General features: G+C 71.3%; 16 protein-coding genes. 10 read left to right on the forward strand and 6 right to left on the reverse strand.

Features of this window, described 5'->3' with window-relative positions; translation table 11 throughout:
* Positions 1–139 precede the first annotated feature (139 nt).
* Positions 140–742: a hypothetical protein gene (locus OG309_RS36680; RefSeq protein ID WP_329427739.1), complete on the forward strand. Its 603-nt coding sequence runs from the start codon at positions 140–142 to the stop codon at positions 740–742.
* On the opposite strand, the gene OG309_RS36685 is transcribed toward OG309_RS36680, so the two are convergent.
* Positions 701–1,333, reverse strand: a complete 633-nt coding sequence (locus tag OG309_RS36685; protein WP_329428736.1) for a TetR/AcrR family transcriptional regulator — start codon at positions 1,331–1,333, stop codon at positions 701–703. The two genes, OG309_RS36680 and OG309_RS36685, sit on opposite strands and share 42 nt — an antisense overlap.
* A gap of 77 nt (positions 1,334–1,410) precedes the next feature.
* Here OG309_RS36685 and OG309_RS36690 point away from each other — a divergent pair, with 77 nt between their 5' ends.
* The 5 genes from OG309_RS36690 (at position 1,411) to OG309_RS36710 (ending at position 11,994) form a co-directional block, all read left to right on the forward strand.
* Positions 1,411–3,057 carry an FAD-binding oxidoreductase gene (locus OG309_RS36690; protein WP_329427740.1) on the forward strand — a complete coding sequence of 549 codons (1,647 nt, stop codon included), beginning with the start codon at positions 1,411–1,413 and terminating at the stop codon, positions 3,055–3,057.
* 383 nt (positions 3,058–3,440) lie between these two features.
* Positions 3,441–5,177 carry an immunity 49 family protein gene (locus OG309_RS36695; RefSeq protein ID WP_329428737.1) on the forward strand — a complete coding sequence of 579 codons (1,737 nt, stop codon included), beginning with the start codon at positions 3,441–3,443 and terminating at the stop codon, positions 5,175–5,177.
* A gap of 891 nt (positions 5,178–6,068) precedes the next feature.
* On the forward strand, positions 6,069–7,076 hold the full coding sequence (locus OG309_RS36700; protein ID WP_329427742.1) for an FG-GAP repeat domain-containing protein: 1,008 nt from the start codon (positions 6,069–6,071) through the stop codon (positions 7,074–7,076).
* Positions 7,073–9,499, forward strand: coding sequence for an FG-GAP-like repeat-containing protein (locus OG309_RS36705; RefSeq protein ID WP_329427744.1), 2,427 nt, complete (start codon positions 7,073–7,075; stop codon positions 9,497–9,499). The genes OG309_RS36700 and OG309_RS36705 overlap by 4 nt, the downstream gene beginning before the upstream one ends.
* 443 nt (positions 9,500–9,942) lie before the next feature.
* On the forward strand, positions 9,943–11,994 hold the full coding sequence (locus OG309_RS36710) for a serine/threonine-protein kinase (RefSeq protein ID WP_329427746.1): 2,052 nt from the start codon (positions 9,943–9,945) through the stop codon (positions 11,992–11,994).
* Positions 11,995–12,525: 531 nt separating this feature from the next.
* On the opposite strand, the gene OG309_RS36715 is transcribed toward OG309_RS36710, so the two are convergent.
* Complete coding sequence (locus tag OG309_RS36715; RefSeq protein WP_329427748.1) at positions 12,526–12,996, reverse strand: Dps family protein; 471 nt, start codon at positions 12,994–12,996, stop codon at positions 12,526–12,528.
* A 121-nt stretch (positions 12,997–13,117) separates the two neighbouring features.
* Between OG309_RS36715 and OG309_RS36720 the strand changes: the two genes are divergently transcribed.
* Positions 13,118–13,294: a hypothetical protein gene (locus OG309_RS36720; protein ID WP_329427750.1), complete on the forward strand. Its 177-nt coding sequence runs from the start codon at positions 13,118–13,120 to the stop codon at positions 13,292–13,294.
* A 485-nt stretch (positions 13,295–13,779) separates the two neighbouring features.
* Here the strand turns inward: OG309_RS36720 and OG309_RS36725 are convergent, their stop codons facing one another.
* Together OG309_RS36725 and OG309_RS36730 are read right to left on the reverse strand one after the other, a co-directional pair.
* A complete protein-coding gene (locus OG309_RS36725) occupies positions 13,780–14,439 on the reverse strand; it encodes a response regulator transcription factor (RefSeq protein WP_329427752.1) in 660 nt (219 codons plus the stop codon).
* 29 nt (positions 14,440–14,468) lie between these two features.
* Complete coding sequence (locus OG309_RS36730) at positions 14,469–15,710, reverse strand: sensor histidine kinase (RefSeq protein WP_329427754.1); 1,242 nt, start codon at positions 15,708–15,710, stop codon at positions 14,469–14,471.
* Between the two features lie 142 nt (positions 15,711–15,852).
* On the opposite strand from OG309_RS36730, the gene OG309_RS36735 reads away from it, so the two are divergent.
* Together OG309_RS36735 and OG309_RS36740 are read left to right on the forward strand one after the other, a co-directional pair.
* On the forward strand, positions 15,853–17,046 hold the full coding sequence (locus OG309_RS36735; protein WP_329427755.1) for a serine hydrolase domain-containing protein: 1,194 nt from the start codon (positions 15,853–15,855) through the stop codon (positions 17,044–17,046).
* 62 nt (positions 17,047–17,108) lie between these two features.
* Complete coding sequence (locus OG309_RS36740) at positions 17,109–18,284, forward strand: serine hydrolase domain-containing protein (RefSeq protein WP_329427757.1); 1,176 nt, start codon at positions 17,109–17,111, stop codon at positions 18,282–18,284.
* Positions 18,285–18,493: 209 nt separating this feature from the next.
* Here the strand turns inward: OG309_RS36740 and OG309_RS36745 are convergent, their stop codons facing one another.
* Both OG309_RS36745 and OG309_RS36750 read right to left on the reverse strand, forming a co-directional pair.
* The gene (locus OG309_RS36745; protein WP_329427759.1) at positions 18,494–19,063 is read right to left on the reverse strand and encodes a hypothetical protein; all 570 of its coding nucleotides are present in this window, start codon (positions 19,061–19,063) and stop codon (positions 18,494–18,496) included.
* Positions 19,064–19,108: 45 nt separating this feature from the next.
* Positions 19,109–19,462, reverse strand: a complete 354-nt coding sequence (locus tag OG309_RS36750) for an abortive infection family protein (protein WP_329427761.1) — start codon at positions 19,460–19,462, stop codon at positions 19,109–19,111.
* Positions 19,463–19,799: 337 nt separating this feature from the next.
* On the opposite strand from OG309_RS36750, the gene OG309_RS36755 reads away from it, so the two are divergent.
* Positions 19,800–21,707 carry an RNase A-like domain-containing protein gene (locus OG309_RS36755; protein WP_329427763.1) on the forward strand — a complete coding sequence of 636 codons (1,908 nt, stop codon included), beginning with the start codon at positions 19,800–19,802 and terminating at the stop codon, positions 21,705–21,707.
* Positions 21,708–21,712: the final 5 nt, after the last annotated feature.

Here is a 21,712-nt window from a genome sequence, read left to right on the forward strand (position 1 = left end):
TCCGCGCGTCCGGGATCGGCGGTGCGCCCCACTCCGGAGCGATCCGTCGGACCTCGGGGTCCATCGGCTGGCCAGGTGAGGACACGGCGGTGGCAGGGGCGAGTGGCCGCCGCCGCGGAGGCGCCGCTACTGTGCGCGCATGTCGTACCGACTCGACGCTGTCGTAGGGGACTTCGACCGTCTGCGCGCGTGGGCCGGAGGAGCGCCCGGAGCGGTGGTGGCCCCGCTCGGGCAGCGCCTGGGACTCCTGCCGCTGTCCGCCGCGCTCCGCGGTGACCTGCCGCGCGTACTCCGCGAGCTCTCGGGCCCCGGCGCACCGGAGCACCGCGATCTGTTCGTCGAAGTGGGACTCGGCCGCGGACGGGACGAGGAGGACTGGCGTCGGGCCGCTCTGGGGGCCCAGGGCGTGGCCGACTATGACGAGTGGTGCGCGACAGCGCGGGTTGAGCGCGACTCGGAGGAGCGTGCCGCGGCGGAGAGAGCCGCACATGAGCGGCTGCGTGGTGTTCCCGTGCCTCTCGACGGCAAGGCGATCATGACGCTGCTCGGTATGCCCGAGGGGCGAACCGTAGGGGCGGCCATCCGCCACCTCCAGCAACTCCGCATCGACCACGGCCCCCTGACCCGCGAGGAAGCCGCATCCGCGCTGCGTGCCTGGGCGGCGGAGCAAGGCGCTCGGCCGTCGAGCCGGCGCCGGCCCTCACCCGGCTCCGAAGGCGGGGGTGGCGGCGAACAGGCGTGAGCAGCGCCGCGTCATGGCCTCGGCGGACTGGTCCGGATGGGCGATCCACCAGCGCACCAGGGCGGTGCACAGCCCTCGCCAGGCGTGCTGGAGGGCGTCGGCGTCCAGCGGGTCTCCCGACATCGGGGCGAGGACGTCGGCGGCGCCCGTCGCGGCGAGCGCGTCGATGGCCTCCCTGTAGTGGGCGGCGCGGCGGGCGGCGGCGCTGTCCGGCGGCAACGTGGTGTCGTAGAGGACGAACCATGCCTCGCGCCGTCCCTCCAGGGCGTCGAACAGCGCGGACAGGACCCTCAGGTGCACAGGGGCCGACTGGGGGGAGTCGTCGGACATGGCGGCCTGAATGGCATGGATCAGCTGCTCCCCGACGGGTTCGAGGCAGGCGATGTAGAGATCCTGCTTGCCGCCGAAGTACTGGTGCAGCAACGGCTTGGTCACGCCCACGCTCGCGGCCACGGCGGCCACGGTGGTGGCGCCGTAGCCCCGGCGGCCGAACTCCTTCGTGGCCGCCTCCCGGACCTGATTCTCGCGCGTGGCTCTGGGGACGCCCTTGGTTCCGGCCCGGGGGGAGCGGGTGGTCGGCCCGACGCGCATCGTTGTCACGTCCTTGATATTACCCTAGGGTAAATTACCTCAGGGTAAATTCCATGGAGAGTTCAGGGAGCACCCGCATGGCCGCTGCCGCCCCAACTCGTCGTGACGCCGACCGAACCCGCTCCTGGTGGGGCTGGGGATACACCGACGCCCAGCCGGACGACGCCGAGTGCGCCGCTCTCGGCGCCCTTCTGCCAGGCACCCTGTCCCGCCCCCTGCCGGTACCGCGCGTCGCGGACCTCTCCATAGGCCGCCCCGCCGTGACACCCCCCACCTCCCTCACCCATCTGGTCACCGCCGACCCCAAAGAGCGCGCCGCACACGCGCAGGGCAAGGCGTACCGGGACATCGCCCGAGCCCTCCGGGGGCGACCGGCGAGACTCCCCGATCTGGTCGCCCACCCCCACTGCGACCAGGACGTGGCCGACCTCCTGCACTGGGCGGGCGAGCACCAGGTGGCCGTGATCCCCTTCGGCGGCGGCTCCTCGGTGGTCGGGGGAGTGGAATACCGCGGGGACGCCCACCGCGCCGTGCTGTCACTCGACACCACCCGCATGGACCGGGTGCTGGAGATCGACCACACCAGCCGCTCCGCCCGCATCCAGGCCGGCGCACTCGGCCCCGCACTCGAGGACCAACTGCGCCCGCACGGAATGACCCTGCGGCACTTCCCGCAGAGCTTCGAGTTCTCGACCCTCGGCGGCTGGCTGGCCACCAGGGCCGGCGGACACTACGCCACCGGCCGCACGCACATCGACGACTTCGTCCAGTCCCTCACCGTGATCACCCCCGCGGGCACCGGCACCTCCTGGCGTCTTCCCGCGTCCGGCGCGGGCCCCTCCCCGGACCGGCTCTTCCTCGGATCCGAGGGAACCCTCGGCGTCATCACCGAAGCCTGGATGCGGCTCCAGCAGCGCCCGCGCCACAAGAGCTCGGCGGCCGTCGCCTTCGCCGACTTCGGCCGGGCACTCGACGCGGTACGGGACATCGCCCAGTCCGACCTCGCCCCGGCCAACTGCCGCCTGCTGGATCCCGGAGAAGCCCTCCTGGCCGGAGCCTCGCGCGACGGATCCAGCATCCTCGTCCTCGGCTTCGAGTCCGCCACCGCGCCCACCGACGCCCACCTCGAGGCCGCCCTGGACCTGGCCCGCGCCCACGGCGGCACGACACCGCCCCACGACGCCCCCGGCACACCGACGCCCCCGGATTCCCCTGGCGCACCGTCGCCCCGGAACGCCTCCACCACGGCCGTCGACGCGTGGCGCTCGACATTCCTGCGCATGCCCTACCTCCGCGACGGCCTCGCCCGCATGGGCGCCGTCGTGGAGACCTTCGAGACGGCCACCACCTGGGACAGGCTCCCCGCCCTGGTCGACGCCGTCCGCACGGAGATCGGACACGCGGCGCAGAAGGCCACCGGCCACCAGGCCACGATCAACTGCCGCCTCACCCACGTCTACCCCGACGGCGCGGCCCCCTACTTCACGGTGGCCGTCGCGGGCCGCCCGGGAGACGAGGTGGCCGTATGGGACGACATCAAGGCGGTCGCCGCCGACGTCCTCCACCACCACCGGGCGACGATCACCCACCACCACGCCGTGGGCCGCGACCACCGCCCCGCCTACGACCTCCAGCGCCCGAACCCCTTCGCCCTGGCCCTTCAGGCCACCAAGGACGCCCTGGACCCCCACCACATCCTCAACCCGGGCGTCCTCATCGACTGACCCGCACGACACCGCGCCTCGCGACGGGCGGTGACGCATCCCGCCTGACGCCCCAGGACCGTGGCGGGCGGCGCCCACGCTCCGCCGCCCGCCACGGTCCTCGCGCCGTAGGACGGAGTCGCCGCGTGCCACCACGACGCCCCCGGCGACTCCGCCTCCACCCCGACCGGCCCCACCAGCCCGCCCTGTCTGCCACGACGCAGTGCCTGGCCTGGCAGGCCGACCGGCCGGCGCCGCTGCTCACCGCACCGTGGGCGCCTGGGAGCCGTGATGTGCGCCCTGCTGGCCAAGCCGTGGTCGTAGCGCCGGTCTGTCAGACCTCGCACCTAGGCTGGTGCAGAAATCGATCAAGGAGCAGAGCAGTGCGTATAGAGCGTCACCAGGTGGGCGAGGCCGTTGTGTCGGCAGCGCGCGAGGACTTCACCAACCGCATCGGGCGCCAGGTGCACTCCATGTCGAGGGCCGGCCGGATGGCCACCTACGAATGGCAGGCGATCGCGGACGAGTTCCTCGACTACCTGGGCGCCCTCTCCCTCGCCACCCCCGACCTCGACACCCCGGAGGCCGAAGCCGCCCTCAAGGACGCCTCCGAGGCCGCGGCCGGCGCCGTCGCCTACGCCGCGTACCACCCGCATTGCACGTTCAACGTGTTCCTGGAGTACGTCAACTTCGGCATGAGCTATGACCCGGGTGACGACTCCCCCGAGGAGAGGGTGACACCGGGGGAGTGGAACGACGCACTGTGCCTGGCGGTGCTCCGGGACAAGGCGAACTGGCACGGCGAGGCCTTCCACTTCGCCCGGCAGAAGTTCGCTGAGAAGGCGCAGGGCACGCCTGCCGGTGAACTCGTCACGGGATGGACGGCCGTGGTCCTCGACTACACCGGCGACGACCAGGAGTACCCGCCCAGCGCGCGGGCCAAGCTGGCTGCCGTCGACGGAGCCCTGGACCGTATCCGCGCCCGTGCCGCTGACACCGGTGAATCCCTTCTGGACCGGCCGGACAGTGTCGCCCTGCACGCGTTGCGCGCCCTGGTCGACGAGGACCGGGAGACATTCGAAGCCACCCTTGCCGACCTCCTGACGCGGCACGCCGCCCTGCAGGGCCCGGCGGCCTCCCCGAGCACGCTCATCCCTCTGGTCCCCCTCGCGCTGGCGGCGCTCGCGTACCGGACGCTCGGCTGGGCGCCTGCCGTCCGCACCGACTACCTCCCGCATGCGCTGGTGACCGGCTTCGAGACGCAGGGACCGCGCGTCGCGGGGTTCGGCGGGAACCGGCGGCCGGACGCTGTCGCCGCGCTTGGCGCGGGCCCGTTGGTGGTGGAGCGGCCGGCCTGCGAGCGGGGCGGGCTCCAGCGGGTCGAGGCCATGTACGAGGAGCACCTCCGGGAGGCGCTCACTCACGTCGAGGGCAAGCCCCTTGCCGTCGGGCGTCTGTGCAGCGTCTTGGACGACCACAGGCGCCTGTTCCTGTGGCGGGCGGGCGATCCCGGCGACGTCGAGGAGGCGCAACTCGCCACTCTTCGACTGGCCTCTCAGACGGGGGCGGCCCTCTTCCGCATCGCGCTGGCGGAGCCGGACACGGAGGTCGAGGTGTCCATCGGCGGACGCACCCTGCGTTACGCGGCCGAGCGGGGCAGGGCAGCGGGCCCCGGTTACTGGCAGACGGCCGTCACGTTCGCTCTGATCACCGGCGTGCGCGAGGACCTCGCCCCCCTGGTCCTCACTGGCCCCACCTTCGCCCACCCGGACGGATCCGCGTCCACCGCGTACCGCGCGGCCCTCCACGCCTACCTGAAGGGCGCCGAACCCGAAGCGGCCGCGCAACGGGCGCTGCAAGAGGCCGAGAAGGCCAAGGACTGGGGCTTCGCGATGCCGCCGGCCGTGCTGCTCTCGCAGCTCGTGGAGGGTGACGAGGAGAGCTTCAACCTCGCCCTGGCCGACGCGCTCGAAGCCCACCGCGCCTATTACCAGGTCGCCGACCGCGCCGACGGCCCCGAGGTCTCGGTCAACCTCGACGTCCTCGCCCTGGCCTGCCACGCCCGTCGCCGCGGCTGGGCCATCCGTGTGGAGTCCCCCTACCTTCCGCCCTACCTCCTGCGGGCCGCCGAACCCATCTAGCAGTCCCACGACCGCAGCCTGCTGCGTTTGCACCCGGGCCGAGGGGCAGGGGCCGTACGTCTGTCAGGGCCACGTCTGTTCGGGGCTTCGGCTGCCGGGTGACCGGGTGGTGCTCGCGTCGGCAGCGTGATGGTCTGCGGACCGGCCGGGGGAGGCCCGTGGTGATCCCGGCGGTGCAGCGCCGGCCAGCGGGCCGGTGGCCGGCAACGCCTCGCGGGGCGCGGCCTGGGAAGGCACGGGCCCTGTCGTCGTCGCTCACGCCGGTACCGCCGCGGCCGGCCCCGCTCGAGCGCATCGATCCTGGGCTGTGACAGCGCGTCATCGACGTCGGCGTGGGCGTCGGCATCGCCTACGTTCATTGGACAGGCACCGACACGATCGGCGCCGTCGACGATCACCCGGAGGTGAACGCCGATCGTGCCCATCCCACGCGCACCCCTTCACGGGAGGGGCCGGCATGCAGCCACCGGCCGGCCTGCTCGGCGGCTTCCTGGCGCGGGCACCCGGCTTCCTCCGCTGCGAGCCGCACGATTACGGCCTATCTGTCAGGCCCCCACCTCGCGCCGGTCGCAGGGTGTTCGGCCGGGTCCCCGGCGCGGCCCCGGCTCTGCCGACGCCAACGGACCATATGTTCGAAGCCTCCGCGGCCGCCCGCCGCGCATGGCCCTCCGTACGGGACCTGGTGGATCGCCTTCTGCTTCTCCGAGGCTGAGAATGATCGTTCCGTTTGACAGTTCACGGGCAACTGGGTTTCCCCTGGAGACCCGGGTGCGTTCGGCGAGCCATGTGTGGACGCGCCCTGCCGAAGCCTTGCGCCCGGGCCCCGACCACGAACCCGGGCGTACCGTCCCGGGCGGGCAGGCTCGACCCGTCCACGCCAAGGAGCACTTCATGCGACTGACCACCCGCACCCGCCCCGGCCTCGGCAGGAGCGGCTTCGACCGGCGAGGGAGGAGCTCTCCGACCCCGCGCAGCCGCTCCCTCGTCGTCACCGCCGCGCTGGCCCTCGTCGCCGCCGTCGTCCCGTCGATGGCCGCGCCCCAGGACGCGGCGGCCCTCGGGCTCTGCGGCGAGCGGCACGGCTGGGTGCCCCAGGGGGAGATCGCCCCCGCGATCCCGGGGATCACCGACCCTCACCTGATCCGCTTCGCCGATCTCGACGGAGACGGTGACGACGACCGCCTGCTGCTCGACGAGATCGGCGGCATCCGCGAGTGGCGCAACGACCGCGACGGCAAGTGGTCCTACCGCGGCCGGATCGCGCTGGGCACCGGATACACCCCCGACCGCGTCAAGTTCGCCGACCTCGACGGCGACGGCAAGGACGACTACCTGGCCGTCAAGGGCGACGGCGCCCTCGACGGGTGGATCAACGAAGGCGGCGACCTCACCACCCCGTCGGGAATCACACCCGGATGGAAGCCCGTGGGACAGATCGCCCGGGGCACCGGCACACCGCCCGGACAGGTGTACTTCGCCGATCTCGACGGTGACGGCGACGACGACTACCTCACGCAGTCCGCCCCGCAGGACGACCTGCTCGCCTGGCGCAACGAGGGCGGCGACCGGCCCGGCCATGACGGGTGGGTGGCCTGGGGCAGGGTCTCCCAGGGGAAGGCACTGCTCGCGACCTCCCGCCCCGAGTTCGGCGACTTCGACTGCGACGGCCGCGACGACCGGCTGTTCCTGTACCCCGACAGCACGCTGCTCAGCCTCGCCAACGCCGGGATCAAGGACGGTGTCCTCCTCGACGGCCACGCCGGCGGCGCCAACGGTACGCACGATCCGACGGAGCGCATCATGCTCGCCGAACTCAACGGTGACGGGCGGATCGACTACCTCGCCATGATCGGGAGCGGCGCGATCGTCGGATACCTCAACGACGGAGGTGACCGATGATCGCCGCCACCACCGCCGGCCACGCCCTTCGCCGGCGCCGCTTCCGGGGCGCGGGCGTCCTGGGCACCCTGCTGCTCCTGCTGGCCGCGTTCCTCGTGATCGTCCCGGCGAGGCCGGCCTCGGCCGAGCAGCGACCCCTGGCCAGCACCCCACTGATGACCTGGAACATGCAGGGAGCCAACGAGTCGGGGCCCAACACCAACAAGTGGTACAACAACGTGCGCACCTACGCACGGCAGTACAGGATCGTGATGCTCCAGGAGGCCGGAGCCACTCCCGCGGACAGTTCGACCCGCAAGGACGATCTGATCCGCACCACGGTCGGCGAGGACCGGACGATCACCACCCATGCCGTACGGCACTACGTGTGGAACCTGCACACGCAGGCCTACCCCGAAGAACGCCACGTCTACTTCCTGCTGACGCAGAACGGCGAGGGCGGCCGGGTGAACCTCGCGATCGTCGTCAACGGCGAGCCGGACGAGGTGAACGTCGTCCAGAACCCGATCGCGGCGGGCCGCACCGCACTCGGTGTACGGTACGGCGCCCACTGGTACTTCACCGTGCACGGCCTGTCAGGCGGTGGGGGCGACTCCGCCCCGCTGCTCGACGCGATCGACACCCAGGTGGACACCTGGGCACGGGAACGGCGGGTGGAGTACGAATGGACGGTCGGAGGTGACTTCAACGTCGAGCCGAACGTCATCATCGACCGCGAGGGATTCCCGCCCGCCCGGACCATCCACACCACGGTGCAGACCCACCGCGAAGGCGGACGACTGGACTACTTCGTGACCAGCGACATCGCCGCCGCGCAGCAGCTCGGTCACGCGCACGTCGTGCAGTGGGCACCGCCGTCCGACCACCTGCCCACCACCATCGGGCACCCGCGTGCCGCCGCCGATCCGCCCAAGTCCATCAGGCTGATGCCCGTGGGCGACTCGATCACCCAAGGCCTCGGCAGCTCCAACGAATCAGGGGCGCGCGACGAGATCCAGGACGGCCTGGGCAAGATCAGCCAGAACGAGCTGTTCGGAAACGACATCCTCTCGCCTTGGTACGACCTGCCGTTCAAACGGGACATGGTCGGTGAGCGCAGGAACGGGATCGGCATCCCCGATCCCGACCACGAGGGCTGGCCCGGCTACACCATCGACCAGATCGCCGCCGAGGCCTCCGACGCCGTTCCGCAGATGCGGCCCAACGTGGTGACGCTGCTCGCCGGGACGAACGACATGGTGCGCGACGTCGACGTCGCGAACGCCCCGGCCCGGCTGAGCAGGCTGATCGACCAGATCTACCAGGGGTCCCCCGGCGTGACGATCGTGGTGGGCCTGCTGACACCCTCGACGAACCGGGCGATCCAACAGCGGATCGACGTCTACAACGCGTCCGTCGCGCAGATGCTGGACGCGCGGATCGCCACGGGCGACCACATGGTCAGGGTCGACCTGAGCGCGGTGACGACCGGCGACCTGGTCGACGAGGTGCACCCCAGCGACGCCGGATACCGCAAGATCGCCGACGCCTTCGTCGCCGGCGTCGGCTCCGCGCTCGACAACGGCTGGGTGCGTGAGGCGGCGCCCCCGGGCGACCCCGGGGGGCCGCGCGGAGGGTACGAGCCGAAGGGAAGGATCTGGGACGGGCTGCCGGGTGACCCGGACGTCGCGGGTGCGATGAAGTACCCCGACCTCGACGGGGACGGCCGTAGCGACATCGTCTGGGTCTCCCCGACCGGCGCGGCGACCGTCTGGCTGAACCGCGACGACCACGGCAGGATCGCCTGGACGTACCGCGGCGAGATCGCCATGGGAACCGGACACGGACCCGACCGGGTCTTCTTCGCGGACCTCAACCGCGACCACCAGGACGACTACCTCGTCATCCGCCCCGATCACACGATCGACGCCTACATCAACCGGGGTGGCGACACCGTGGACGCCGCCGGGTGGAGGCCCGGCTGGGAACCGCACCCGAACTACGGGCGGGGGACGGACACACCGGTGGACCGGATCAGGTTCGCCGACATCGACGGCGACGGCCAGGCGGACTACGTACGGCTGCTCGACTTCGGAACGAAGGTCGACGTCTTCTACAACCGGGGCGGCGACACCCCCGGGCACGACGGCTGGGAACCGGGCGGTGCGATCCTGACCAACCTCAAGGCCCGCACCAACAAGCAGATCGAGTTCGCGGACCTCAACGGCGACGGCAAGGACGACTACATCGCCCTTGACGGAGATGGCGTTCCCAACGCCTGGTTCAACACCGGCCGCAGCGACTGGACCGAGCGAGGCAAGATCGCCCGCGGCACCGGCGGAGTGGTCGCCCTGCCTCACCTGGACAGCGACGGCCGGGCCGACTGGGTCAAGATCGCTCGCAATGGCGCCCTCGACGCGTGGATCAACAAGGGCGGTGACTAGGACGTGTCCGGGCGATCACGTGCGGAGCCCCACGGTGAGGGCTGCGGCGGCTGCGGTGCCGGGGTAGACGTACCTGCGCCGGTCGTAGCGGGGAGGGACTCGGGGGAGGGTCGGTCGCAGTACGCCTTGTCGGTGGCGTTGCTGTCGGGCTTCCTGCCGCGATCTCCCAGGCCGCAGGCCTCCACACCCCCACAGAACCAGGCGGGCTCCTGCGCATCACATCCGCGCCCGAACCGGAGCCCACATCGCAGACCCTCCGCACGAGCAGGGTGCGGCTGGGCTTGCGGGCAGCGGTGTCCGAATCCCAGCCATGCCCGCCGAGAAGGGGGCGATTCGCGCTGGCTGCACGTCAGGCGAGGACACGCCAGGTCCGACGGCCGACCGCTCTGGAAGAAGGCCGTCGGACCCATCGGCGCCGGTCAGTTGGACTACCCTCTCTCCTCGTGGACCAGTTGACCGCCGAAGACCCGCCTCGCATAGGCCCCTACCGCCTCATTGCCCGCTTAGGCGCCGGCGGCATGGGCCGGGTCTACCTCGCCCGTTCCGAAGGCGGGCGCACCGTCGCGGTGAAGGTGGTGCAGGCCGAGTTCGCCCAACACGCCGAATTCCGCGCGCGGTTCGCGCGGGAGGTCACCGCCGCGAAGCGGGTCGGTGGGTCCTGGACCGCGGCAGTCCTCGACACTGACACGGACGCGGAGACGCCCTGGGTCGCGACCCAGTACATTCCCGGACCCGATCTGCACGCCGTCGTGGCCGAGCAGCACGGGCCGTTGCCCGAACAGTCGGTACGGGTCATGGCCAACCGGCTCGCGCTCGCCCTGCAGGCCATCCACGACGCAGGCCTGGTCCACCGCGACCTCAAGCCGTCCAATGTTCTGGTCACCGTGGACGGGCCCAGGGTCATCGACTTCGGCATCGCCCGGGCGCTGGACAGCATCAGCGGGGACAGCCTGCAGACCCGCACGGGCATGGTGATCGGCTCGCCGGGCTTCATGTCGCCGGAGCAGGTGCGCGGTCTCCACGTCACCCCCGCCTCCGATGTGTTCTCCCTGGGGTCCGTCCTCGCTTACGCGGCCACGGGACGACAGCCCTTCGACGCGACCGGCCACGGGCTGCACGCCCAGTTGTTCCGGGTCGCCGAGGAGGAGCCGGACCTGGACGGGCTGCCGGAGGCGCTCCTCGGACTCGTACGGGCGTGCCTGCAGAAAGACCCGACACAACGTCCCACGCCAGAGCAGGTCGCCGCCCGCACCGCCACAGAAGGCGCCGACGAATGGCTGCCAGGCGCGTTGCTCGGGCAACTGGGACGGCACGCAGCGCAATTGCTGGACTTCGACCCGCTGCGGCCGCACACGGCCCTCGTGCCGGGCCAGGGTCCCCCTCCGTCGGCGCCTGCGCGGCCCGTGCCCACAGCCCGGCCCGCGCACGCTCCCGCCGCAACTCGGCCCGTGCAGAAGCCCCCCGAGCGTCAGCCCGCGCGAGCGCCCGCCGCGTCCCCGTCGGACGCACTCGCGTACGCGCCCACGGTGGGGCCGGGATACAGCGAATCGGCACGCTCGCACGTTCCGGCGCAGCCCCCGGACCTGCGGCGTCGCCCGGCCGTCGTGGCAGGGGCGGCAGCGGTCGTGGTCCTCCTCACCGTCGGCAGCCTGCTCGCGCTCCGCCCGTGGCAGGGCGGGGCGGGGGACTCACCGTCGCTGAGTGCTCCGAAAGCGTTGCAGGGGAGCTGGGAGGCGCCTCTCGACCTGAGGGACAAGGACGGTCTTCGCATCGAGGGGGTGCTCGCACGCCTCCTCATCGACGCGAAGGGCACCGCCGAGTACTCCCTGCTGAACGAGGAGCGGCTGTGCGTCTGGGAGAGCACCATCACCGGCTCCAAGAGCGACGCGATCGCGCTCGGCTCGAGCCGGCTGAAGAGGGCAAGCCCCACGTCAGAGGCAGAACATTGTGAGGACAACACCGATGACTACGGCTCCTCCGCCCCGGACGGCACGGGGGCGTTCGTAGCGGTATGGAACGGCGCGTTCGAGTGGGAGGACGACCCGGGCTTCTACGACCACCAGAACGACGGGACCACTTCCTACGAACCTGAGATGTTCGAGAAGGTACCGCCCGCCAAGGGCGCGCTGCCAGAGAACTTCCGAGGCTCGTGGGGCGGCCGGGGAGAGGACGGCACCTACCGCTTCGAAGTCACGATGGGCGAGGGGGCGACGCGGCGCGACATCCGTCTCGTGTCCACCAACGTGGTGGGGGAGAGGTGCGCGTACAAGGCGGAGGTGTTCTCCCAGGAGTCGGCCCGGATCCGCACCGCGCCCGCGGAACTCGCCGACAGCAAGCAGCCGTCGGGCTGCGCCAAGAGCACCTCCGCCTTGACGTTCTGGGAGAGCAAGGACAAGGGAAAGCGGAAGCTGTCGAGCGGTCCCCTCCGCGGCGCCGACACACCCCTCTTTGAAGCCGGGCACTGGGTGGGGGAGCTGACCGCCACGGGCACCTGACGAGCTCGTGCACGGTGAGCGGGGAGACGTCGGGGCTGTCAGCGCGGCTAGGTGTTCACCTCTTCCGTGTGGGCATCCGGTCTGCCGTCTGCCGGCGGGAGAGCAGGCCGGCGACGGTGTGGACCATGTCGGACGTGTGCTCGCGGCGGCTGAGGTTGCGGGCTGGAGCGTGTTGGCGAGGTCGTGTCCGTGGGCGACGGTCTGGGCCCGGCCGGGGCGTTCGCGACGGTGGAACGGAGGAGTCCGGCCGAGAGGGCCGGCAGCGGCCCTATCCAGGCGCAGCTCGCCGGCCAGACGCAGCGGCCCTCCGCCACTCCCGCGAGTGTCGGAGGACCATGCTCGGCCCCCCCCGATGGGAGGGACCGACACGGACGGCAACGTTCAAGTGCTGTGCCGGGGCTGCCACCGGCTCAAGACGAGCACGGACTTCAAAACGGCCTACGCCAAGCTCCATGCCACGTGACTACTGGAAGCGGACGGAAGAAGTCGAATCCGCCGTCGGGCGTCGGGTCGTGGACAGCGCCGCCGCCATCAGGCACTCTCCGCCTGGTACATCCAGCTGTGCTTCTCGAGGTCGGCCGTGAGCGCGATCAGAAGGTCCTGGCTCACCGGATCCGGGTCACCCGTCACGTTGATGCGCTCACGCATCCGTGCCACGACCGCGCCGAGTGCGTCCACGAGGATCCGTACGGCCTCCTCGTCCTTGATCCATCCCTCGGGAACGGGGCCGATGATGCTCCCGGACGCCACCGTCGACGCACGGCCGTCCGGGTTCACCCCGATCGCGGAGGCGCGTTCGGCCACGGTGTCGGAATGGGTACGGGCGGTGGTGACGACCTCGTCGAGCTGGAGGTGGACCGAGCGGAAGCGAGGGCCGACCACGTTCCAGTGCACCTGCTTGGCCACTAGGGCCAGATCGACCAGGTCGACCAGCGCCCCTTGCAGGGCGCCTCCAACCGTCTTCAGCTCGGCCTCGGACAGCGGGCTCTTCACCACGGACATGCGCAATCTCCAAACAGTCGTTCGTTCCCCCTACCATCCGCGTCTCGCCCGAATGCAACATTTCAAACCGACCCGCTCGAAGCCGGGCCAGTTGCCCTCCTCCGCGTCGAAGGTGCCAGTCGTGGAGGGCAAGGGAGAAGCCGCGGTCGGCACCGACATACCGGCGACTATGAGGGTCAGCCATCAGGGACGTGGTACGCGGTCTTTGAAGGCCGGACTGCTCTCTGAGCACATCGACGGGACCGGCAAGGTCACCGCGGCCCTCGCCAATCAGGGCACCGGGCCGGGCAAGATCTAAGCGCACACCCTGTACCCCCGGCGCCTCCGACTGAGAACCTCGGCCCCGAGCCTGCAACAGGCCGTACGCCTACTCGTCGTCCGAGGCCCTTCGCCACGGCCGGCTCTCGCCGCCCGGGCGCAGCGTCACCTCCGGCGGCGGGCCCGTACGTCGCTGCCGCGCCGTCGCCGTCACCGTAGCGCCCGGCAGCGAGGCTACGGCGGCGCACACGAGTCCCGGTTCCGGCCCGGTGTCCTCGCACGGGACCCGATCTGCGTCCTGTGCAACACCGCGCGCAGCGCTCACGCCGCCCCCTCAGCCGACGCGAGCCCGTCGAGCAAGGCCTCGCCCCCGACGCCCCGGCCAACGGTCGCGGACTCTGCGGCCCTGCCACTCCAGCGAGACCGCCCGCCTCCAGCCCGGAGGATGGAACGCATGGGCGGCTGGGACGACATCGCTGAGACGCCCCTCGCGAGGATCGGTCACATCAGGGGAGCGGAAGCCGGTCAGCCGGGGAAGCCCGGGACCACCAGGCCGGACTCGTATGCGATCACGACCGCGTGGGTCCGGTTCTGCGCGCGGAGCTTGGTCAGCACGTTTCCGACGTGGGTCTTGACCGTCTCCAGGCTCACCGTGAGGGTTTGCGCGATCTCCGGATTGGAGAGTCCGGTGGCCATCAGGCGCAGCACCTCCTCCTCCCGGCCGGTGAGGGCGGCCTGCGGCAGTGCCTCGGCGGAGCCCAGCGGGCGGGGGGCGACCATGCGGCCCAGCGCGGCCGGAAAGAGGACCGCTTCGCCGGCCGCCACCACGCAGACCGCCTCGGCGATCTGGCGGACCGGGAGGCGCTTGAGGACGAAGCCGCTGGCGCCCGCGCTGAGGGCGGCGGTGACGTACCCGTCGTTCTCGAAGGTGGTGATCACCACGACCTTCGGCGGGTCGGCCGCTTCGGCCAGCAGTGTGCGGGTGGCCTCGATCCCGTTGAGACGCGGCATCCGGACGTCCATCAGGACCACGTCCGGCCGCAGGCTCCGCGCCCGTTCGACCGCCTCGACGCCATCAGCGGCCTCGCCGACCACCGCGATCCCCGGCTGTGCGGCAAGCAGCAGGCACAGGCCGCTGCGGGTGACCTCGTCGTCGTCCGCGATCAGGAGGGTGACGGCAGGCATGACCGTGCCTTCGCCCGCGTCGGATCCACTCACACCGACCCCCGTACCGGCAGCCGGACGGCCAGCCGCCAATGCTGCGTCCCGTCCGGACCGGCCTGAAACTCGCCGTGCAGCAGCCGGACGCGCTCGGCAAGTCCGGGCAGTCCGTGGCCGGAGGTCGGGAAGGCTGCCGGGCCCGGGCACGTACGTGCCCCGGTCCCGTTGACCACCGTGAGATCCAGCGCCTCCGGCCCGACCGCCACCCGGACCTCGATCGGGCCGCCCGACCCGTGGCGCAGCGCGTTCGTCAGACCCTCCTGAAGGACCCGGTACGCCGCCCGGGAGAGCGTCCCCTGCACCTGCGCCAGCTCGCCCGACAGCTCGGGTTCCACCACGGCCCCCGTGTGCCGCAGGCGGTCCAGCAGCTCGGGGAGGTCGGCCAGGGTCCGGGTCGGCGCCGTCCCCGACTGTTCCTCGCGGAGGACTCCGAGTACGTAGTCCAGGTCCTCCAGCGCGGCCCGAGTCGACTCCTCGATGCTGCGCATCGCTGCCCGCGCCGCCGTCGGGTCGGCGGAGAGCACCTCGCCCGCCACCGCCGCCTGGATGGTGGCCGCCGTCAGCGTGTGCCCGATGGAGTCGTGCAACTCGTGGGCGATCCGGTTGCGTTCGGCCAGGAGAAGTTCCCGCTCGGCAGCGAGCGCGAGCCGTTCGGCAGCCGACGGTCCCAGCAGTCGTGGCGCCGACCACCGAAGGGACTTCGTCACAAGTACGCAGACGGTCACCGCCAGCAGGATGCACACGGCCGCCGCCACCCAGCTCCATACGCCCGACACCTGGACCGACGTGCCGAACAGGCTCACCCGCGCCTCGCCACCGAGCCAGTTCCCCGGCAGAGAAACCCCCATGATGAGGAGCACGCCGCTCGCCAGCGCCCCCGTCCACCCGACGGCCACGTGCAGCACCAGCCAGAGAGGGGTCCGCCAGCGGTCGAGGCCGAGGGGACCGGAGGTCCGGCGACCGGCCGCCGGATTCGGCATGGGCACCCGCAGCAGCCGGCGGGCGGACACGACCAGCGCCCGCCGTACGGGGCGCGCCAGTCCGACCGCGCCGACCAGCGCCGCCCAGACCGACAGGACCAGGATGATCTGCGCGCTCTCGGGTGCGGATGGCCATGAGAGCGCCGGCAAGAGGGCGAGGGGCAGCAGGGGAAGGCTCGCCAGCGCGCCGCAATAGGCGAACAGCACACCCGAATACGTGGAGCCGCGCAGCAGCGGCCGGATCATCCTGATCATGGTCGTCAGTATCGCCGGGCAGCCCGGCGGCAGCCTCCCCCGATCGAGGGAGCGTCTTCTCCCGCCTTCCCGCGATGCAGTCGGAGGGCCTTGGAAGCCAGGATCGTGCCTCGACCCGACACACTTCCTCAGGAGTTGACACATGCGTACTCAGTCCCGGCAGGGCTTTCCTTCCTCGATCCGGCAGCAGGGCAGCAGGCGGCGACGCGCCGTGTCGGCCGCGGCCGCGGTGGCCGTCGGCGTCATGACGCTGGGTACCCTCGCCCCGCCCGCCGCCTCCGATTCCGCCGCCACACCTGCCGCCGCCAGGCCGGACGCCGTTCAGCAGAGCCTGAACGCGCTGGTGCGCGACGACGGGATGCCCGCCGCGCTGGCGAGCGTCCAGGACCGGAACGGCCGAACCCGCACGTACACCGCAGGGGTCGGCGACCTGGCCACCGGCTCGAAGGTGCCCAAGGACGGTCAGGTGCGGATCGGCAGCAACACCAAGACGTTCACTGCGGTCGTCGTCCTGCAGCTGGTCGCCGAAGGGAAGGTCGGCCTCGACGCGCCCGTCGACACCTACCTGCCCGGCCTCGTCCGCGGGGAGGGGATCGACGGGCGCAACATCACCGTCCGCCAGCTCCTCCAGCACACCAGCGGACTCCCCGAGTACGGCAACCACATCGACGACGACGAGATCAGGTACCGGTACACCGAGCCCCGAGAGCTGCTCGACATCGCCCTCCGGTACCCGGCCGACGCGGCCCCCGGGACGACCTGGGGGTACAGCAACACGAACTACGTCCTGGCCGGCCTGATCATCCAGAAGGTCACCGGCCGCCCCCTCGCCGAGCAGATCGACCGCCGCATCATCAAGCCGGCCGGGCTGCGCCACACCTACTTCCCCGCCCCCGGCGACATGACCATCCGGGAGCCGCACCCCAAGGGATACCACCGCAACCCGGCGGACGGACCGCTGCGCGAATTCACGCAGATGGACCCTTCGTGGGCATGGGCCGCAGGCCAGTTGATCTCCACCAACTCCGACCTCAACCGGTTCTTCGGCGCACTCCTCGGCGGCCGCCTCCTCCCGGCCGCCCAGCTTGCCCAGATGCGCACCACCGTCGCCGTCGGCGGGCCCTCCGGACTCCGCTACGGACTCGGGCTCACCAGCAGGCCGCTGTCGTGCGGCGGCGTCTACTGGGGCCACGGCGGTGACATCGCGGGGTTCGAGACCCGGGGCGGCGTCACCGACGACGGCCGCGCCGCCAACGTCGCGGTCACCAGCATCCCGACGGACGAGGGTGCCACGCAGCACGTGAAGGACGCCGTGGACAGGGCCCTGTGCGGATGAATCAGGCACCCGGCAACCCGGTGGCCCGAACGACGATCCAACGATTCCTCAGGAGTTGACTCATGCGTGGACAGACACGGCAAGGGCTTTGCTCGCCGGGTCGGCAGCAGGGCGGCAGGTGGCGGCGAACCCTGTGCGCCGCGGCCGCGGTGGCCATCGGCGTCATGACGCAGGGCGCCCTCGCCCCGCCCGCCGCCTCCACTGTCGCCGCCGGCCCAGGCGCCGTTCAGCAGAGCCTGAACGCGCTGGTGCGCGACGACGGGATGCCCGCCGCGCTGGCGAGCGTCCAAGATCGCAGCGGCCGAACCCGCACGTACACCGCTGGGGTCGGCGACGTGGCCACCGGCTCGAAGGTGCCCAAGGACGGTCAGGTGCGGATCGGCAGCAACACCAAGACGTTCACCGCGGTCGTCGTCCTGCAGTTGGTCGCCGAAGGGAAGGTCGGCCTCGACGCGTCCGTCGACACCTACCTGCCCGGCCTCGTCCGTGGCGAGGGGATCGACGGACGGCGCATCACCGTCCGCCAGCTCCTCCAGCACACCAGCGGACTCCCCAACTACAGCAACTACCTCGGGGACGACGTCCGGTACTACGCGCCCCGTGAACTGCTCGCCACAGCCCTCCGGCACCCGGCCGACTTCCCTCCCAGGACGCGTTGGAAGTACAGCAACACCAACTACGTGCTCGCAGGCCTGATCGTCCAGAAGGTCACCGGCCGCCCTCTGGGCGAGGAGCTGGACCGGCGCATCATCAAGCGCATCGGGCTGCGCCACACCTACTTCCCCGCCCCAGGTGACGCGAGCATCCGGGAGCGCCACCCCCACGGCTACTACCGGGAATCGGCGGACGCGCGGCTGCGCGACATCACGGAGACGGATCCCTCCTGGGGCTGGGCGGCCGGACAGATGGTCTCCACCAGCTCCGACCTCAACCGTTTCTTCACCGCACTCCTGGTCGGCCGCCTCCTGCCCGCGGCCCAGCTTGCCCAGATGCGCTCCACCGTCCCCGCCGAAGCGACCTTCGGCTCCGGCTCCCGCTACGGACTCGGACTCGTCAGTAGGCCGCTGCCCTGCGGCGGCCTCTCCTGGGGCCACGGCGGCAGCTTCCCGGGGTACGAGACCCGGGGCGGCGCCACCGACGACGGCCGCGCCGCTCATGTCGCGGTCACCATGCAGCTCACCGACGAGGCGGGCAGGAAGAACCTCGAACGTGCCGCGGACGCCGCCCTATGCCGCTGAACCCCGCCGAGGGCGTTCAGTGAGAACGACCCGGTGGGCCAGACATGACGTCGGGCCCACCGGGCAGCGACGGCCATGGAAGGGCCGGCGGACTGGTTCCTCTTCCCGCCGGGGGCGGCGCGGACCACGCACGCGCGAGGACCCCGCACGCGCGAGGACCCCGCACGCGCGAGGACCCCGCACGCGCGATCCTCATTCGGCACGTGTGATCACTGTGAATCGCGCTCCAGGAAGTCTGGAAGTGCTCGCTCGCTGGGCCCGGTGGATACGACGTCATCGACATGTTGGCTCTTGAGGCCCCGCGCCCGTGGTGATGTGGCTTTCGGAGGTGACTTGACCGGACGCGGGGGGCCCTTTGGCCCTCGTGGACCCCGGTCACCCGGTAGCCCTTGCGGGCCGGTCTCACCCTGAGGTCCGGCAGGCCCCTGTAGTCTTGCCCGCGCTTCGGCACCGATGGCTTCCCTCGCCGTGTTTGCGACCGCCTTGATCCCGAAGTACGCCGTGGTGATCGCCGTAACGGCGGTGAAGGCACTGGTGAGGATGGGGACGACGTGTTCGCCGTTCTTCCCCAGGTTCGCCAAACCCCAAATCCCGGCGACGACAATGGCGAGGTCACTGGCCACGACCGCGATGAGTCCGGTCGCGGAGCGGAACGCGTCAGGGTCGCGGTCCTCTTGCTGCTCGCCCCCTCTGCCCTTCCTGACCATGAACAGGGAGACGGCGGCGACCACGAGGACACCCGCGACTAGGACCAGCAGCACGACATCCAGCGGCTTCACGGGGCCCCATTTCAGCCGCGGGCCTCTCAGGGCCTGACAGCGGGATCAGGAAGCACCATCCAGGTCCAGTGTCACCCCGGGGCTCCCGATCAGCATGTCCGGCCCGAGGGCGGCGCGAGCTGATCTGGAAGCAGGCCAGGTGGTGGCCCTGCGCCACGGCTCGGCCGGGGCCGCACACGTGTCGAGGAGCAGCTCGCACCACGTCACGGCAGCGTTGATCGTCAGGCGCGCGCGACGAACCCCAGGCACGGCCGGAGCGCTCGCTGGGCCGTGGCCACCACGGAAGCCCTGGTTGCGGAGTGCGGCCACGCCGACGGCGAGACTGATCGCACAGGGAGCACCACCCTCGCGATGCCCGACCAGCGCACGCCGGCGCCGGCATGCGCCCAGAGCTGGCACCGGCCCGCCGCCTCGGCCGCCGCGAGCACATGACCGAATCGTCCAGGCCGTCGCCGGCCTGCTCTCCCCTCAGCAGACCGCTGACCTGACACCTGCACGACAGACGTGAACACCAAGCCTCGCTGGGAACCCCGACGACTCACCTCTCCTGTGCACGAGCTCGTCAGGGCCTGTCGTCGCCCGACCCGGACGGAACGTCGAATCCGGCCAACATCCCTTCGCTGTCTGGGCTTTGACAGCCACCGCTGCTAGCTTCGCGCGCAGGATTCCAGAGCCTGGGGGGACTCATGGGGCTGCGAGCGAGCACGGCACCGTACGCCGGGTCCGAGGCGATCCGATGAGCAGCCCGCCGCCATCGGGCACGGTGCCCACACCGGGCGCCACGCAGTTGCCGGGCCAGGGCGGCGCGCCGAGCGTCCCCTCACCCCAGACCACTCCGTCACCCCAGGCCAACACCGCGCCGGTCGCTCCCGGGCAGCAGGCCCCGGCATCCCCGCCCGTGCAGACGCCGCCGCTGCCGCCGCCCCCGGTGACCAGCCCCTGGTCGGCCGCGGGGATCATCGACGTCCAGCCGCTCCAGCTCTACGAGGTCTCCGCCGCCCTCGCCTTCGAGCAGGGATCGTTCCACAAGACGCTCATCCAGCTCCTGGACGCCCACGCGGGCTACGCCCGGGTGGGCGGCTCCGGCTCGGCCGCGGTCGAGTTCGCGACCGAGTACGCCAAAGTGGTCGCTCTCCTCCTCGACGTTCACGCCAGGGCCGTACTCGCCATCGGCGGGGCCGCCATCGGCTTCACCACGACCGCCAACAACTTCGGCCTCGCCGACGCCTCGACCCACCCAGGCGGCCCGCCGTTCACGCCTCAGGGGCCGCCGGTGGTCATCTGGCTCAAGCCCACGTACACGCCCCCGCCGCCCTTCGGAGTCCGCGACGGCAACGCGGTCGACGACTTCCTTGACGTCATCGACGGCGGCATCGCCGGCGATCTGATGCGCGAGGTCGTCGAGGCGGCCCTGCGCACCGGGCGCGCGCTCGAGATACTGCCGCTGCCGAACTACCTCCGAGTCAACGAGGTCTCGCAGCTCTGGCTCGGCCACCAGATGGGCATCGGAACGATCGAGGGGCAGCTCCTCACCACCGTCGACACCATCACCGACCACACCAACGCCGACTGGCACGCGGCCATGCGTCAGTTCGTGTCGTCCCTGTGGGGCACCACGGCCTGGGGGAAGCGGACGGCCGACTACGAATGGGCGCACAAACCGCCGACCGGCCCCGGCACGAGCCTCCCGGTCTTCGGCGTCCTGTCGACCACCGCCGAGAAACTGGCCGAGGTGACGCGCATCTACGCGGAGGCAGCACAGCGGGTCCGGGCAGACCTGCGCGGAATCCTCCATCGCGCCTTCAAAGAAGCCCTGGTGGTCCTCGACGTCACCGACATCAAGGGCTCGATCAAGCACCTCTTCGACCGGCTCAAGAAGCTGTCGAAGGGTCTGCTGGCCGCAGTCCTCCTCAACATCGACACCGGCGCGGTCAACCGAGCCGTCGACACCTACGAAGAGCAACTGCGGGCGCAGGCCGGCACGCTGCGCGGTCTCATCCCCGCCTTGGAGGAGGCGGCGCGCGCCGTGCCCACCTTCCAGGCCGAGGAGGCTCGGGCGGAGGCGTACGGCGCGCGATCGCTGTTCGAGTTCAACCGCAAGATCTACCCGGTGAACCCGGACGCCTGGAACCCGGCCAACCACTTCCAGGTCGACCTGGCCGCGATGGAGTGGGAGCGCAACGACTACCAGCCGAACCCGCAAGCGCCCGTGGTCCCGGGGCTGGAGGCCCACACCGTCGACAAGCACGTCGGGCTCACTCCGGAGCAGCTCACGCACCGGCTGCGCGACCAGGGCACCGACCCCGCGTCGACCTTCCGCGACCTGCCATCCGCCCAGGAGTACGTCAACGCGGCCGTGAACGACCCCGCCAAGAAGGACATGCTGGACAATTGGATACGCAGGCAGGAACAGAAGGTGTTGAACGGCACCTTCAATCCAGAGTCCACCCAGAACTGGGACTTCCCGGTCAAGGACGCCAACGGGCAGGCCGTAGAGGTCGGCACCTCCGTCAGCCAGGCGGACTTCGCCGCGCAGGGCTACGCGGCGACCGGAACCCCCGTGCACACCGTGCACGTGTCCCTCGCCTACTCGCCCGAGACCAAGTCGCTCTACGTGCTGACCGCCTATCCGAAGGCCCCCTAGCATGC

The organism is Streptomyces sp. NBC_01268 (assembly GCF_036240795.1).
GTDB lineage: Bacteria > Actinomycetota > Actinomycetes > Streptomycetales > Streptomycetaceae > Streptomyces.